Annotated in this window: 15 protein-coding genes and 1 pseudogene; 7 read left to right on the top strand and 9 right to left on the bottom strand. The window is 70.9% G+C overall.

Annotation, left to right across the window (positions count from 1 at the left end; translation table 11 throughout):
- Nucleotides 1-52 precede the first annotated feature (52 nt).
- Nucleotides 53-1,696 (top strand): DNA repair helicase XPB, encoded by a 1,644-nt coding sequence (locus OG966_RS18360; protein WP_326650771.1) that lies wholly within the window; start codon nt 53-55, stop codon nt 1,694-1,696.
- Here the strand turns inward: OG966_RS18360 and OG966_RS18365 are convergent.
- From OG966_RS18365 to OG966_RS18375, 3 genes are read right to left on the bottom strand one after another with little or no spacing between them, the layout of a single operon-like run.
- Complete coding sequence (locus OG966_RS18365) at nt 1,693-2,082, bottom strand: hypothetical protein (RefSeq protein ID WP_326650772.1); 390 nt, start codon at nt 2,080-2,082, stop codon at nt 1,693-1,695. The two genes, OG966_RS18360 and OG966_RS18365, sit on opposite strands and share 4 nt — an antisense overlap.
- A complete protein-coding gene (locus tag OG966_RS18370) occupies nt 2,079-3,302 on the bottom strand; it encodes a glycosyltransferase 87 family protein (protein WP_326650773.1) in 1,224 nt (407 codons plus the stop codon). The genes OG966_RS18365 and OG966_RS18370 overlap by 4 nt, the downstream gene beginning before the upstream one ends.
- Nucleotides 3,303-3,355: 53 nt before the next feature.
- Nucleotides 3,356-3,598: a hypothetical protein gene (locus tag OG966_RS18375; RefSeq protein WP_326650775.1), complete on the bottom strand. Its 243-nt coding sequence runs from the start codon at nt 3,596-3,598 to the stop codon at nt 3,356-3,358.
- A 307-nt stretch (nt 3,599-3,905) separates the two neighbouring features.
- On the opposite strand from OG966_RS18375, the gene OG966_RS18380 reads away from it, so the two are divergent.
- Nucleotides 3,906-6,008 carry a HelD family protein gene (locus tag OG966_RS18380; protein WP_326650776.1) on the top strand — a complete coding sequence of 701 codons (2,103 nt, stop codon included), beginning with the start codon at nt 3,906-3,908 and terminating at the stop codon, nt 6,006-6,008.
- 122 nt (nt 6,009-6,130) lie between these two features.
- Here the strand turns inward: OG966_RS18380 and OG966_RS18385 are convergent, their stop codons facing one another.
- Together OG966_RS18385 and OG966_RS18390 are read right to left on the bottom strand one after the other, a co-directional pair.
- Nucleotides 6,131-6,820: a copper homeostasis protein CutC gene (locus OG966_RS18385; protein ID WP_326650777.1), complete on the bottom strand. Its 690-nt coding sequence runs from the start codon at nt 6,818-6,820 to the stop codon at nt 6,131-6,133.
- Nucleotides 6,821-7,018: 198 nt separating this feature from the next.
- The gene (locus OG966_RS18390) at nt 7,019-7,540 is read right to left on the bottom strand and encodes a DUF6479 family protein (RefSeq protein WP_326650778.1); all 522 of its coding nucleotides are present in this window, start codon (nt 7,538-7,540) and stop codon (nt 7,019-7,021) included.
- A gap of 214 nt (nt 7,541-7,754) precedes the next feature.
- Between OG966_RS18390 and OG966_RS18395 the strand changes: the two genes are divergently transcribed.
- Nucleotides 7,755-8,402, top strand: coding sequence for an HD domain-containing protein (locus OG966_RS18395; protein WP_326650779.1), 648 nt, complete (start codon nt 7,755-7,757; stop codon nt 8,400-8,402).
- Between the two features lie 63 nt (nt 8,403-8,465).
- Here OG966_RS18395 and OG966_RS18400 read toward each other — a convergent pair whose 3' ends face one another.
- Together OG966_RS18400 and OG966_RS18405 are read right to left on the bottom strand one after the other, a co-directional pair.
- Complete coding sequence (locus OG966_RS18400; RefSeq protein WP_326650780.1) at nt 8,466-8,741, bottom strand: DUF4031 domain-containing protein; 276 nt, start codon at nt 8,739-8,741, stop codon at nt 8,466-8,468.
- Nucleotides 8,738-9,094: a hypothetical protein gene (locus OG966_RS18405; protein WP_326650781.1), complete on the bottom strand. Its 357-nt coding sequence runs from the start codon at nt 9,092-9,094 to the stop codon at nt 8,738-8,740. Before OG966_RS18405 ends, OG966_RS18400 begins: the two co-directional genes overlap by 4 nt.
- 116 nt (nt 9,095-9,210) lie before the next feature.
- Between OG966_RS18405 and OG966_RS18410 the strand changes: the two genes are divergently transcribed.
- The 3 genes from OG966_RS18410 to OG966_RS18420 all read left to right on the top strand — a co-directional run bounded on the left by OG966_RS18410 (nt 9,211) and on the right by OG966_RS18420 (nt 12,720).
- Nucleotides 9,211-10,128 carry a MurR/RpiR family transcriptional regulator gene (locus OG966_RS18410; RefSeq protein WP_326650782.1) on the top strand — a complete coding sequence of 306 codons (918 nt, stop codon included), beginning with the start codon at nt 9,211-9,213 and terminating at the stop codon, nt 10,126-10,128.
- 85 nt (nt 10,129-10,213) lie between these two features.
- Entirely contained in the window at nt 10,214-11,143 is a 930-nt protein-coding gene (murQ, locus tag OG966_RS18415; protein WP_326650784.1) for an N-acetylmuramic acid 6-phosphate etherase, read from the top strand.
- 59 nt (nt 11,144-11,202) lie between these two features.
- On the top strand, nt 11,203-12,720 hold the full coding sequence (locus OG966_RS18420; protein WP_326650785.1) for a PTS transporter subunit EIIC: 1,518 nt from the start codon (nt 11,203-11,205) through the stop codon (nt 12,718-12,720).
- 41 nt (nt 12,721-12,761) lie between these two features.
- Here OG966_RS18420 and OG966_RS18425 read toward each other — a convergent pair.
- A pseudogene (locus OG966_RS18425) lies at nt 12,762-13,113 on the bottom strand (ATP-binding cassette domain-containing protein); the annotation flags it as partial.
- Nucleotides 13,114-13,222: 109 nt separating this feature from the next.
- On the opposite strand from OG966_RS18425, the gene OG966_RS18430 reads away from it, so the two are divergent.
- Nucleotides 13,223-13,720: a peptidylprolyl isomerase gene (locus tag OG966_RS18430; RefSeq protein ID WP_326650786.1), complete on the top strand. Its 498-nt coding sequence runs from the start codon at nt 13,223-13,225 to the stop codon at nt 13,718-13,720.
- 119 nt (nt 13,721-13,839) lie between these two features.
- Here OG966_RS18430 and groL read toward each other — a convergent pair whose 3' ends face one another.
- A complete protein-coding gene (groL, locus tag OG966_RS18435; RefSeq protein ID WP_326650787.1) occupies nt 13,840-15,462 on the bottom strand; it encodes a chaperonin GroEL in 1,623 nt (540 codons plus the stop codon).
- Nucleotides 15,463-15,482: the final 20 nt, after the last annotated feature.

The raw sequence follows: 15,482 nt of genomic DNA on the forward strand, positions 1-15,482 counted from the left end.
CGGGTCCTCCGTACGGCACACTGGAGGTTTGGCCGTACCGAAAGGCGCAGGTGTGAACGGACCCCTCATCGTCCAGAGCGACAAAACCCTCCTCCTCGAGGTGGACCACGAGCAGGCGGACGCCTGTCGGCGCGCCATCGCGCCCTTCGCGGAACTGGAGCGTGCCCCCGAGCACATCCACACCTACCGGGTCACCCCGCTCGGCCTGTGGAACGCCCGCGCCGCCGGGCACGACGCCGAGCAGGTCGTCGACGCTCTCGTGGCGTACTCCCGCTACCCCGTCCCGCACGCCCTCCTCGTCGATGTCGCCGAGACGATGGCCCGCTACGGCCGGCTCACCCTCTCCAAGCACCCCGTCCACGGACTCGTGCTGACCACCACCGACCGCCCGGTGCTCGAAGAGATCCTGCGGTCCAGGAAGGTCCAGCCGCTGGTCGGGGCCCGGATCGACCCGGAAACGGTCGCCGTCCACCCCTCCGAGCGCGGCCAGATCAAACAGACGCTGCTGAAGCTGGGCTGGCCTGCCGAGGACCTCGCCGGTTACGTCGACGGCGAGGCGCACAGTATCGATCTGGACGAGACGGGCTGGGGGCTGCGCCCGTACCAGAAGCAGGCCGTCGAGGGCTTCTGGCACGGCGGCTCGGGTGTCGTCGTGCTGCCCTGCGGCGCCGGAAAGACTCTGGTCGGAGCCGGTGCGATGGCGCAGGCGAAGGCGACGACGCTGATCCTGGTGACGAACACCGTCTCGGCTCGGCAGTGGAAGCACGAACTGGTGAAGCGCACCTCGCTGACCGAGGACGAGATCGGCGAGTACAGCGGTACGCGCAAGGAGATCCGCCCGGTCACGATCGCCACGTACCAGGTGCTGACGACGAGGCGGAAGGGGATCTATCCCCATCTGGAGCTCTTCGACTCCCGCGACTGGGGCCTGGTCATCTACGACGAGGTGCATCTGCTGCCCGCGCCGGTCTTCAAGTTCACGGCGGATCTGCAGGCCAGGCGTCGGCTCGGGCTGACGGCGACGCTCGTACGCGAGGACGGCCGCGAGTCGGACGTCTTCTCGCTCATCGGGCCGAAGCGTTTCGACGCGCCCTGGAAGGAGATCGAGGCGCAGGGCTACATCGCGCCTGCGGACTGTGTGGAGGTAAGGGTCAATCTCACCGACGCCGAGCGGCTCGCGTACGCGACCGCCGAGACGGAGGAGAAGTACCGCTACTGCGCGACGACCGAGACCAAGCGCAAGGTGACCGAGGCGCTGGTACGGAAGTTCGCGGGCCAGCAGATCCTTGTCATCGGCCAGTACATCGACCAGCTCGACGAGCTGGGCGAGCATCTGGACGCACCGGTCATCAAGGGCGAGACGTCCAACGCCCAGCGCGAGAAGCTCTTCGAGGCGTTCCGGCAGGGCGAGATCTCCGTGCTGGTCGTCTCCAAGGTCGCGAACTTCTCGATCGACCTGCCGGAGGCGACCGTCGCCATCCAGGTGTCGGGCACCTTCGGCTCCCGGCAGGAGGAGGCCCAGCGTCTCGGCCGGGTACTCCGCCCGAAGGCGGACGGCCACCAGGCCCACTTCTACTCGGTGGTGGCGCGGGACACGATCGACCAGGACTTCGCGGCGCACCGGCAGCGGTTCCTGGCGGAGCAGGGGTACGCGTACCGGATCGTGGACGCGGACGAGCTGCTGGCGAACGACTAGCCGGTCGGGAGGTTCGCGAGGATGGCGATCGTCGCAAGCCCGCTGACTCCGGAGGCCAACGCCAGCCAGCCGCGCGCCGCCCGGAAGCGGCGGCGGGCGGGCAGTCCCCATGTCACCAGCAGCATGACCACAGCGGCGAGCCAGAAGACGGGTGCGGCGATGAGCGACTGGTTGAGCGCGTCCGAGCAGTTGTCGGGGCCACAGCTGTCGGTGGCCATCGGCGAGAGCCCGACGAAGAACATGTCGATCATCAGCAGTGGGACGAGGAGGACGCCCGCGACGATCCGCACCACGACGGCCTTGCCGTCGTGTGTGCGCGGGTCGCGCGCCGGCGGCAGAGCGCCGGGGAGCCAGAGGCCGGGGGTCGTCCCGGTGCGGTTCGTCATGGACGACAGTGAACCTCCGGGCGTCCGGCCGGCACCTCCGGTGACGTACTCAGATCGTCCGTGCGCGGGTACTCACCGCGGGGCCCGGGGAGTGTGAGGGCGGGCGCGGTCCGCCAGCCCGCGAAGGCCAGCAGAGCCAGCCCAAGGAGCGGATAGGGCGACGCCAACGGCTGCTGCCACCACGGCAGTTGGAGGTCCAGGCTGTCGCGGTGCGGGACCAGCCGGAGCGTGCGGACCACGAGGACCGCGGCCACCACCGCCGCGGTACGGGTCCGGCCCTCCGCGATCAGTACCGCCAGCAGCGGTACACACCACACCCAGTGATGCGACGGGCTGACCGGCGAGACGAGCAGCGCGGTCGTTGCGGTGACCAGGACGCCCCACTCCGCAGCGGCTCTGCGTGCGGTCCACAGGCCTGCGACGGCGGTGAGCGCGACGGCGAGCGCCCAGGCCGTGCCCGGCTCCGAGGTGTGCAGCACCCGGGCGAACAGGCCTTGCAGCGACTGGTTCTCGACCGTCCAGGCGTGGCCGGCCCGGCCGGTCCGGAAGATGCGCCGGGTCCAGAATTCGGCGCTGGCGTGCGGGAGTACGAGTGCGCCCAGCAGCACCGTGCCGGTGAAGGAGGCCAGGGCGGTGAGCCCGGCCCGTACCCGGCCGGTGATCAGGAGATGGACGATGAACACGGCGGCCGTCGGCTTCACTCCGGCCGCGACGCCGAGCGCGAAGCCCTTGCCGATGGCTTCCTTGTCCCGCGACAGGTCCCACAGCACCAGGCAGACGAGTGCGAGGTTCAGCTGCCCGACGAGGAGGGTCTGGAAGACCGGTTCGAGCCAGAGGCCTGCGGCGATCGCGGAAATGACCAGCGGGGTGCGCGCCGGGAGCCCGGCGAATCGGCAGGAGAGGCGCACAAGCAGGGCGAGCAGAATCGCGTTCCCGGCGACGAAGACCACTTTGAGCGCCGGGACGGGCAGCCATGTGGTCGGTACGAAGAGGATCGCGGCGAAGGGCGGAGAGGTGGCGGGCAGTGGCCACTCCGTGACGGTGAATCCGTAAGGATCGGCGCCGTTGGCGACGGCTGCCCCCTCGACCCGGTACACGAGGGTGTCGGCCACGGGGATGCGCTGGGCGATGCAGAGCGCGATGAGCGCGGCGAGCGAGAGCGCGAGGGCGACGACGGATACTGCGGTGAGTAAACGAGGGGTCACGTTCCGGTACTTCACGGCCGCGACCCTACTAGTGGATCAGCTGAAGCAGGCCGAGCGGGCCGGGCAGGTCAAGCAGATTGAGCAGGCCGGACAGGTGGATCAGGTCGGTCGGAGCTCCTCAGCGGCGGGCGGACTCCGGCCTCCTCGGCGTACTCACCGAGGACGGCGACGCTGAAGACGGCGCCGGCGAAGACCTTGACCGCGCGGAGCGCGTTGCCGACATGGTGCGGGGAGTGGGGTGCGGCGCCGGTGGCCGTGGCGCCGCGACCGGGGTGGGGGACGTGGCCTGGGGTAAAGGTTGCAGTACTCATGTCTCCATGATGGTTTCCGGGCCCGCTCCTCGCATCGGACCACGGACTGAACCGTGAGACCGCTCGCGTACGACTCCAGGCATACGTCATCTCCTACGGGGAGGACGGCGGCGGCTCCTTCCCCGTGAAAAACCATTCGCCCGCGATCCGCGCTCTGACTACAATCGCCCGTCTTGCCCGCCTCCCCTGGGGAGCGCCGCCGCCCGGACGGAAACCGGCCGGTCCGCCATGCCGTGATCCCTGCCGTGACCCGTGCCGGGATCCATGCCGTGATCCTGATCCACGCCGTAGCCGCCGGAGGCAACCCGTGCCCGCGCACGTCCCTGAACCCGCCGACCCCAGCTCCGCCGACCCGCTCGGGCGCGAACGCGCCCATCTCGCCGATTCGCGTGCCGCGCTGCGCGCGATGCGCGAGGACGTCCAGGCACTCGACATCCGCGATGTCACCGCGAACTGGGTCAACGCCGCCGTCCTGGAGGCGCAGATCGAGGAGCGCATCAAAGCGCTCGCCGACTTCTCCCACACGCCGCTCTTCTTCGGCCGGCTGGACTATCTGCATACGGTCGGCGCGGAACAGGCGGAGGGCGCGGCGGGAGAGCGCTTCTACATCGGCCGCCGCCATGTCCACGACGCGGACGGCGATCCGATGGTCATCGACTGGCGCGCGCCCGTCTCACAGCCGTTCTACCGGGCGTCGATGAAGGACCCGCTGGACGTCGGCCTGCGGCGGCGCTTCGGCTACACGGGCGGCGACCTCACGGCGTACGAGGACGAGCATCTGTCCGACCCGGCCACTGAGATGTTTTCCGGCTCGGCCGGGGGGCAGGGGACGAGCAAGCTGCTCCAGGCCGAGATCGAGCGCCCGCGCGTCGGCCCGATGCGGGACATCGTCGCCACGATCCAGCCGGAGCAGGACGAGATCGTACGGTCCGGGCTCGGCGGCACGGTGTGTGTCCAGGGCGGTCCCGGCACCGGAAAGACGGCGGTGGGCCTGCACCGGGTGGCGTATCTGCTGTACGCGCACCGGGAGCGGCTGGCGCGGACCGGGACGCTGGTCATCGGACCGAACCGTTCCTTCCTCCACTACATCGAGCAAGTGCTGCCCGCGCTGGGAGAGTTGGAGGTCAGACAGTCGACGGTCGACGACCTGGTGGCCCATGTGGAGGTACGCGGCGCGGATACGGCGGACGCGGCGGTCATCAAGGGCGATGCCCGGATGGCTCAGGTGCTGCGCCGGGCGGTCCGCGCACATGTGACCATGCCGGCCGAGCCGCTGATGGTGGTGCGCGGCTCGCGGCGGTGGCGGGTGCCCGCGTACGAACTCGCGGAGATCGTGGGGGAGTTGCTCGATCGCGACATCCGCTACGGCGCGGCGCGCGAGGCTCTTCCGCAGCGGCTCGCGCATGCGGTCCTGGTCCGTATGGAGCAGGCGGGCGAGGCCCCGGACGACCGGGTACAGGACGCGGTGGCGCGCAATCCCGCGGTGAAGGCGGCGGTGAAGGCGGCGTGGCCGCCGGTCGACCCGGCGAAGCTGGTGCTGCGGCTGCTGTCCGACGCGGAGTTCCTGGCGGAGCACGCGGAGGGGCTGCTGACTGCCGACGAGCAGAAGACGGTGCTGTGGGCGAAGCCGGCGCGCAGCGTGCGGGCCGCCGCATGGTCTTCCGCGGATGCCGTACTGATCGACGAGGCGAACGATCTGGTGCAGCGCACGCACTCGCTCGGCCATGTCGTGCTGGACGAGGCGCAGGATCTGTCCCCGATGCAGTACCGCGCGGTGGGCCGGCGCTGCACGACGGGCTCGGCGACGGTGCTCGGCGATCTGGCCCAGGGCACCACTCCCTGGGCGACGGCGAGTTGGGCCGACGCGCTCGGGCATCTGGGCAAGACGGACGCGGTGGTGGAGGAGTTGACAGCCGGTTTCCGGGTGCCGCGCGAGGTGATCGCGTACGCCTCCCGGCTGCTGCCGCACATCTCGCCGGGCCTGGCGGAGGTCCGGTCGGTCCGTGAGTCGCCGGGCTCGCTGGAGGTACGGAAGGTGACGGACGTCGCCGGCCTGGACGCGGCGGTGGTGAGGGCCTGTACCGAGTCGCTGCGCCAGGAGGGCTCGATCGGCCTGATCGCCGCGGATGCCCGGATCCCGGCGCTGGCCGAGGCCCTGACGGCGGCCGGCCACGCGTATCTGTCACCCGGCGACGGGACGACCGCCGAGTCCCGCCTCACCCTGGTCCCGGCGTCGCTCGCCAAGGGTCTGGAGTACGACTACGTGGTGCTGGACGAGCCCGCCGCGGTCGTCGACGGCGAGCCCGACGAGCGGACCGGCCTGCGCCGGCTGTATGTGGCCCTGACCCGGGCCGTGTCGGGCCTGACCGTGCTGCACGCCGCCCCGCTGCCCGCGCAGCTCGGCAGCTAGGGCGAGGCCGCCCCGGCCTTGTCCGGCGCGCCCCCGGACGCCCGTCGGGCGTGCCCTCGACCGCCGGACGGGGTGATATTCGGCGCCCGTCCGGCGTTCGAGGAGCGGGTGGGAGCCCCGCTCTAAGCGTCCAGCGCCTCCCGCCACTCCCGCACCGCCGGCGCAGCCACCGGGGCCGACCAGCCGCCCGGCCGGGCGGCGCCGCCGATATGGAACGCGTCCACGCCCGCCGACCGCAGCACCGGCACATGGTCCAGGCGCAGTCCACCGCCGACCAGGATCTGCGGTTCGTACGCCGGCTCCCCGCGCCGCGCCGCCTCCGCCAGCAGGATCGGCAGGCCTTCGTCGACTCCGGCAGCCGACCCCGCCGTCAAGTACGTGTCCAGGCCGGGCAGGTCCGCGAGCTGCTTGCGCAGGGCGTCGCGGTCCGCCGACCGGTCGATCGCCCGGTGGAACGTCCACCGGCAGCCGTCCAGTTCGGCGACGAGCCGCTCGACCGTGACGAGGTCGGGCGTGCCGTCCTCCTCCAGGAACCCGAGCACGAATTCGCCGGCGCCCTCGACGCGCAGCTCCCGTGCGGCACGTACCAGCGCGTCGACGTCACCCGCCGCGAACCCGTCGGCGAGGCGCAGCATCACGCGCAGCGGGATGTCGACAGCCTCGCGGATCCGGGCGTATGTCTCCCGGGTCGGGGTCAGCCCGTCCGCCGCCATGTCGGTGACGAGCTCGAGCCTGTCGGCCCCTCCGGACTGGGCGGCGACCGCGTCCTCGGCGTCGAGAGCGATCACCTCCAGAACTGCACGGTTACTCATGGAACCCCATTCCTCCAGGCAGACGGCTACGGCCCATACAGGTCTAGTCCAATACGCAGCCTAATGCGCATGTATGACGAACGCAGCCGTACCGGGCTTCCGCGCGGGGCTTTCGCACACGATCACCACGTACGTCGCTCACGGACCGGGGACAGACAGGGCCCCGGACCGGATACCCGCCAGGAGGTACTTCAGGGCTCAGCCGCCCGGGCCGCCGCTTCCGGGCGCGCCGCCGCTTCCGGGCGCGCCGCCGCTTCCGGGCGCGCCGCCGCTTCCGCCCGGGCCGCCGCTTCCGGGCGCCCCGCCGCTTCCGCCCGGGCCGCCGCTTCCGGGCGCCCCGCCGCTTCCGCCCGGGCCGCCGCTTCCGGGCGCCCCGCCGCTGTCCTCGCCGGGCGGAGGCGCGGCCTCGGGCTTACTGCTCGGGCTGTGCGTGCTGTGGGTCTTCAGGTTGTACGGGAGGAGCCGCCCGCCGTCATGCGGAAAGTCGTCCTCGTCCGGCTCGCGGACCTCTTCGATGTGCGCCGGGTGATCGGGCCGCTTCGGCTGCTCCTCGGGGCGCGGCGGGACCTGCTGCTCCCGTCGTCTGCCGTCCCACCACATGGCGCCCGCCAGGAGCGCGATGAGGAAGATTCCGAAGATGAAGGGAGCGGCTCCCCTCAGCTGCTCAGCGACCGCGATGTCGGAAACCGGGCTGTTCTGGGCGAACGTCAAGGCGCTCATGGTGTCTGCCTCCGCGGACCGGAATGGCACGCATACCCTTTCCTCCATTATCGCCCCTCACCACCACTTCAGCCGGAGAAGACCAGCTCCTCGTCGTTCGATCCAGGAGCGACGGTGCCGTCCCCGCGGTCCGGCCGGGACAGCGGGCAAGGAGGGCGAAATCCTCGTCGGGGCGGGCGCGCCGCAGCGGATCGGGGCGTTCTAGAGTCGCCCCATGACCGACAGCCCCGTGGACCTGCGCGCACGCTGGACCAAGACCCTCATCGCCGCCCGCCACGGCGCGAGCGCACCGGACCCGCTGCCGTACGCCGACGACCTGCTCACCCGCTGGTCGGAGCCGCAGCGCCGCTACCACACGGTCGATCACCTGACGGCGGTGCTGAACCATATCGACGTACTGGAGGAGCACGCCGCGGATCCGGACCTGGTCCGCCTCGCGGCCTGGTTCCACGACGCGGTCTACCTCCCGGACCGCTCCGAAAACGAGGAACGCTCCGCCCGCCTGGCGGAACGCGCCCTACCCGAGGCCGGGTTGACCCCCGCCGCCACCGCCGAGGTCGCCCGCCTGGTCCGCCTCACCGTCACCCACGCCGCCGAGGAGTCCGACGCCAACGGCCAGGTCCTGTGCGACGCGGATCTGGCCATCCTGGCGTCGGGTCCGGAGCCGTACGCCGCGTACAGCGCGGCGGTGCGGGAGGAGTACGCCTTTGTCCCGGACGAGCCCTTCCGCGAGGGCCGCGCGGCGGTGCTGCGCCAGCTGCTCGGCCTGCCGCGACTGTTCCGCACGCCGTACGGGGAGCGGGAGTGGGAGTCGCGTGCGCGGCACAACCTGGCGACAGAGCTCAAGCTGCTGGCGCCCTGACCCGCGCGGCGCAGGCGCACGATGGCCGGGAGTGCACGGTGGCCGGGGATGCCCGGCCGGTCATCAGTCCTGCCGGGGCCGGGCACCCTTGCGTCTGCGCAGCCCCGCCTTCGTCAGCAGCACGACCACCTCGCGGCTGGACACCTCCAACGCGCCCGCCCGCACCGCATCGGCATACCGGTGCGACGGCACGTCGTAGTGGTCCCGCTCGAAGGCCCGCGGCGGGCAGCCGACCGATGCCGCGAACGCGTGCAGTTCCTCGTACGACGCGTCGCTGACCAAGTGCGACCACAGCCGGCCGTGACCCGGCCAGGTCGGCGGGTCGATGTACACCGTCACGAGAGGCCACCGACCGGCGCCACCACGACGCCCGCCTTGGCGCAGACCCAGTGCGGATCCGGGCCGAGCTCCGGTTCGACGTCCAGCGCGTGCGGGTCGCCGGCGTCGCAGACCGGGCAGAGCGGCCATCTGCCGCACCGTTCGAGCAGCGCGTCCTGGACGTCCTGAGCCACCAGGCCCGCGATGTACTCGACGCCCTCCGGCCACTGTTCGACCCACCAACGGCGGTGCGTCACCGCGTCCTCGACCAGCGAGACGACCCCGGCGTCGGCCACATCCCGCGCGGCCAGGTCGGCGAGGACCAGCGCCCGTGCCGCGTGCAGTGCCTGCTCGAGTGGGTTCGCGTCGTCCATGAAGCCATTGTCACCCCACCCGTTCGACTGACGGCCGGCGGTCCGCTCCCGGCCGCCGGTCCCCGCCGGACCAAGGGGGGTTGACGATGAACAAACACCGAAAATATCTTTCAAGGGTGACCAATCCAGTGAAGGAAATTTTCAGCGTCGAAGCTCCGCCCGCCCCTGCCGCCCTCGCGGCCAAGGTCCGGACCCTCGCGCCGTCCATGACCCGCTCCATGCAGCGCGTCGCCGAAGCCGTGGCCGACGACCCCGCCGGCTGCGCGGCTCTCACGGTCACCGGCCTCGCCGAGCTCACGGGCACCAGCGAGGCCACTGTGGTCCGCACCGCCCGGCTCCTCGGCTATCCCGGCTACCGCGACCTGCGGCTCGCCCTCGCCGGGCTCGCCGCCCACCAGCAGTCCGGCCGCGCGCCCGCCGTCACCGCCGACATCGCCGTCGACGACCCCATCGCGGATGTCGTCGCCAAGCTGGCGTACGACGAGCAGCAGACCCTCGCCGACACGGCCGCGGGGCTCGACACCGTACAGCTGGGCGCCGCCGTGACCGCCGCCGCGACCGCCCGGCGCATAGACATCTACGGCGCCGGCGCGTCCTCCCTCGTCGGCATGGACCTGGCCCAGAAGCTGCTGCGCATCGGCCTGATCGCGCACGCCCACACCGATCCGCACCTCGCCGTCACCAACGCCGTGCAGCTGCGCTCCGGCGATGTCGCCATCGCCATCACCCACTCCGGCTCCACCGGCGACGTCATCGAGCCGCTGCGCGTCGCCTTCGACCGCGGTGCGACGACGGTCGCGATCACCGGCCGCCCGGACGGTCCCGTATCGCAGTACGCCGACCATGTGCTGACCACCTCCACCGCCCGCGAGAGCGAGCTGCGGCCGGCCGCCATGTCGTCCCGCACCAGCCAACTCCTCGTCGTGGACTGCCTGTTCATAGGCGTGGCGCAGCGCACGTACGAGACGGCTGCCCCCGCCCTGGCCGCTTCGTACGAGGCGCTCGCCCACCGGCACAGCCCCCGCACCCGCTGAGCACCTCGTCCCCGCCGAACACCTCGTCCCCACCGAGCAGGCCCGAACCCGCCCCCCACGGACCGAGAAAGCAGAGCCGCTCTTCATGACCTTCTCCTACGGTGAACTCCGCGCCGAGTTGGCCACCCTCACCACCGAGGCTTTCCGGCCCGAGCTCGCCGACATCGACCAGCTCCCCACCCTCGAGATCGCCAGGATCATGAACGGCGAGGACGAGACCGTCCCCGCCGCCGTCGCCGCTCAGCTGCCGCGGATCGCCGCGGCAATCGACGACACCGCCGGGCGGATGTCCCGCGGCGGCCGGCTGGTCTACGCGGGCGCCGGCACGGCGGGACGCCTCGGCGTACTGGACGCGAGCGAGTGCCCGCCCACCTTCAACACCGACCCGGCCGAGGTCCTGGGCCTGATCGCGGGCGGCCCGTCAGCCATGGTCAAGGCGGTCGAGGGCGCCGAGGACAGCAAGGAGCTGGCCGCCGCCGACCTGGACGCGCTGAAGCTGACCGCCGACGACACCGTGGTCGGGATCTCCGCCTCCGGCCGTACTCCGTACGCGATCGGTGCGGTCGAGCACGCGCGATCCCTCGGAGCGCTCACCATCGGCCTGTCCTGCAACGCGGACAGCGCACTCGGCGCGGCCGCCGACCATGGCATCGAGGTGGTCGTCGGCCCCGAACTGCTCACCGGCTCCACCCGGTTGAAGGCCGGTACGGCGCAGAAGCTGGTCCTCAACATGATCTCGACGATCACGATGATCCGGCTCGGCAAGACGTACGGGAATCTGATGGTGGACGTCCGCGCCTCCAACGAGAAGCTGCGCGCCCGCTCGCGCCGGATCGTCGCGCTCGCCACCGGCGCGTCGGACGAGGAGATCGAGGCCGCCCTCGCCGCGACCGACGGCGAGGTGAAGAACGCCATCCTCACCATCCTCGGATCGGTCGACGGCCCCACCGCCGCGCGTCTCCTGACGGAGAGCAGGGGCCATCTGCGCGCGGCACTGCAGTCCGCCCGCCCGTAACCACCGACCGAACATCCCCCACGGCACCGAACGTCCCCCACAGCAAGGCACTCCGCACCATGGCAACAGACGCCCCGGACTCCCCCGCCTCCCCCAACGCCTCGGGCTCCCCGGACAAGAACAGCGCCATCGCCGCCGCCATCCTCCCCCTGGTCGGCGGCGCCCGGAACATCACCACCGTCGCGCACTGCATGACCCGCCTCCGCCTCGGTCTGCGCGACCCCTCCCTCGTACAGGAAGAGGCCCTGAAGGCACTTCCCGCGGTCATGGGCGTGGTCGAGGACGACACGTACCAGATCGTGCTCGGGCCGGGCACGGTCGCCCGGGTCACCCCGGAGTTCGAGGCGCTCGTGGCAGCGGCCCCCAGGACCGCCGGTGACCTCGCCGATCGGGGCGCCGCCATCAAGGCGGCCCGGAAGGCGCGGAATTCGACGCCCTTCAAACTCTTCCTGCGCCGTATCGCGAACATCTTCGTCCCGCTGATCCCGGCCCTCATCGGCTGCGGAATCATCGCCGGACTCAACGGCCTGCTGACCAACCTCGGCTGGGCCCCGGCCGTGGTGCCCGCGCTCGCCGCGATGGCCTCCGGCTTCATGTCGCTCATCGCGGTCTTCGTCGGCTACAACACCGCGAAGGAGTTCGGCGGTACGCCGATCCTGGGCGGCGCGGTCGCCGCGATCATCGTCTTCCCCGGCGTCGCGAAGATCACCGCCTTCGGTGTCCATCTCTCCCCGGGACAGGGCGGCGTCCTGGGCGCGCTCGGCGCGGCGCTGCTCGCGGTGTACGTGGAGAAGTGGTGCCGCCGCTGGGTGCCGGAGGCCCTGGACGTCCTGGTCACCCCGACCCTCACCGTCCTCGTCGCCGGCCTGGTGACCCTGTTCGGCGTGATGTTCGTGGCCGGTGAGATCTCCACCGCGATCGGCGACTTCGCGAACTGGCTGCTGGCAGGCGGCGGCGCGGCCGCGGGCTTCGTCCTCGGCGGTCTCTTCCTGCCTCTGGTGATGCTGGGCCTGCACCAGGCGCTGATCCCGATCCACACCACACTCATCGAGCAGCAGAGATATACGGTCCTGCTCCCGATCCTCGCGATGGCGGGCGCCGGCCAGGTCGGCGCGGCGGCCGCGGTCTACCTCCGGCTGCCCCGCAACACCTCGATCCGCAGCACCATCAGGTCCGCGCTCCCGGCGGGCTTTCTGGGCGTCGGCGAGCCGCTGATCTACGGCGTCTCGCTCCCGCTGGGCCGCCCGTTCGTCACGGCCTGCGTCGGCGGCGCGTTCGGCGGCGGCTTCGTGGGACTGTTCAACATGCTGGGCGACAAGGTCGGCTCCACGGCGATCGGCCCCTCGGGCTGGGCGCTGTTCCCGCTGCTCGCCGGCAACAAGGGCCTGGGCGAGACGATCGGGGTCTACGCGGCCGGCCTGCTGGTGGGTTACGTCGTGGGCTTCCTGGCCACGTACTGGTTCGGCTTCACCGGCGCGATGCTGGAGGAGCTGAACGTGGCTCCGGAGGAGTCCGTGTCCCCAGTGGCCGCGGGCTCCCCCGCCCCACCGAAGGAACCCGCGCCGGCCACGCCCTGATGCCCGTGCGCCCTTCGGGCGTGTCCTCAATCGCCGGACAATCACGCCCTTCCGGCGATTGAGGAGCGGGGTCCGGGGCGGAGCCCCGGCACGACCTGCGCCGCCCCCGCCGCCTGCTCCTTGATCGTCACCCGTCCCTTGCTGATGACGGCCGGCCGAGGAGCCCTGCGCGCCGGCGCCGACTCGTGCGTGACCATCACGAACGTCAGGGTGTGCTCCCCCCACAGCCCCTCCAGCAGATCCATGATCTCGTCGCGCATCGACTCGTCGAGATTCCTGGTGGGTTCGTCGGCCAGCAGCACCGCGGGCCGCTTGGCCGGGCGCACGCACGATCGCCTCGCGCTGCCGCTGCCCGCCGGACAGCTCCCCGGGCAGATGCCCATGCCGCTCCCCCCGGTTCGGCACCTCGGGCACTCGGACACCCATGCCATCGCTCGCCCACCGACGCGGGGACCGGGGCGCCCGTCGTGCCCCCGCCTGCCGGGGATGTCAGGATGGCCCTATGACGACCAAGGTCTACTTCGACATCACCATCAATGACGCCCCCGCCGGGCGGATCAACTTCAACCTGTACGACGACGTCGTGCCCAAGACGGCGGAGAACTTCCGCGCGCTCGTCACCGGCGAGAAAGGCTTCGGGTACGAGGGGTCCTCGTTCCACCGGGTCATCCCCGACTTCATGCTGCAGGGCGGCGACTTCACCCGCGGTGACGGCACCGGCGGCAAGAGCATCTACGGCGAGAAGTTCGCCGACGAGAACTTCAAGCTCACGCACAACAAGGCGGGCCTGCTCTCGATGGCCAACGCCGGGCCGAACACCAACGGCTCCCAGTTCTTCATCACCACCGTGCTGACGCCGTGGCTGGACGGCAAGCACGTCGTGTTCGGCGAGGTCGCCGACGAGGACAGCATGGCCCTGGTCAAGAAGATCGAGAGCTACGGATCGCAGAGCGGCCGCACCAAGGCCAAGATCACCATCTCGGGCTCCGGCGTCGCCTGACGTCTGCGGGACCTGAGCGGCCGAGAGGTCGCCGTGTGACCACACGCTGAAATGCCCGAAGGCGGCACCCCTGTCAGGGATGCCGCCTTCGGTCGTAACCGGGCTTACTGAGCCGAGGCTCAGAAGTCCATGTCACCGCCCGGCATGCCGCCGCCCGCGGGGGCACCGGCCTTCTCGGGCTTGTCGGCGATGACGGCCTCGGTGGTGAGGAACAGCGCCGCGATGGAGGCCGCGTTCTGCAGAGCAGAGCGGGTCACCTTCGCGGGGTCGATGATGCCCTCGGCGATCATGTCGACGTACTCGCCGGTCGCGGCGTTCAGACCGTGGCCGACGGCCAGGTTGCGCACCTTCTCGACGACGACGCCACCCTCGAGACCACCGTTGACGGCGATCTGCTTGAGCGGAGCCTCGAGCGCGAGCTTCACGGCGTTGGCGCCGGTCGCCTCGTCACCCTCGAGGTCGAGCTTCTCGAAGACCGAAGTCGCCTGGAGCAGAGCCACGCCACCACCGGCGACGATGCCCTCCTCGACGGCGGCCTTGGCGTTGCGCACCGCGTCCTCGATGCGGTGCTTGCGCTCCTTGAGCTCGACCTCGGTCGCGGCGCCGGCCTTGATGACGGCCACGCCGCCGGCCAGCTTCGCGAGGCGCTCCTGGAGCTTCTCGCGGTCGTAGTCCGAGTCGGAGTTCTCGATCTCGGCACGGATCTGGTTGACGCGACCGGCAACCTGCTCGCTCTCACCGGCACCGTCGACGATCGTCGTCTCGTCCTTGGTGACAACGACCTTGCGGGCGCGGCCGAGCAGGTCCAGGCTCGCGTTCTCGAGCTTGAGGCCGACCTCCTCGGAGATGACCGTGCCGCCGGTGAGGATGGCGATGTCGTTCAGCATCGCCTTGCGGCGGTCACCGAAGCCCGGGGCCTTGACGGCAACGGACTTGAAGGTGCCACGGATCTTGTTGACGACCAGGGTCGACAGGGCCTCGCCCTCGACGTCCTCGGCGATGATCAGCAGCGGCTTGCCGGACTGCATGACCTTCTCGAGGAGCGGCAGCAGGTCCTTGACCGAGCTGATCTTCGAGTTGACGATGAGGATGTACGGGTCGTCGAGCGACGACTCCATACGCTCCATGTCGGTGGCGAAGTACGCCGAGATGTAGCCCTTGTCGAAGCGCATACCTTCGGTGAGCTCAAGCTCCAGACCGAAGGTCTGGGACTCCTCGACGGTGATGACGCCTTCCTTGCCGACCTTGTCCATAGCCTCGGCGATGAGCTCGCCGATCTGGGTGTCGGCGGCGGAGATGGAGGCCGTAGAAGCGATCTGCTCCTTGGTCTCCACGTCCTTGGCCTGCTCGAGCAGCGCACCGGAGACGGCCTCGACGGCCTTCTCGATGCCGCGCTTGAGGGCCATCGGGTTGGCGCCGGCGGCCACGTTGCGCAGGCCCTCGCGGACCAGCGCCTGGGCGAGGACGGTCGCGGTGGTCGTACCGTCACCGGCGACGTCGTCCGTCTTCTTGGCGACTTCCTTGACCAGCTCGGCGCCGATCTTCTCGTACGGGTCCTCGAGCTCGATCTCCTTGGCGATGGATACACCATCGTTGGTGATCGTGGGGGCGCCCCACTTCTTCTCGAGGACGACGTTACGGCCCTTGGGGCCAAGGGTGACCTTGACGGCGTCGGCGAGCTGGTTCATCCCGCGCTCGAGACCGCGCCGTGCCTCCTCGTCGAACGCGATGATCTTGGCCATGTGAAGTGGTCCTCCCGGAC

This window comes from Streptomyces sp. NBC_01750 (assembly GCF_035918095.1).
Classification (GTDB): domain Bacteria; phylum Actinomycetota; class Actinomycetes; order Streptomycetales; family Streptomycetaceae; genus Streptomyces.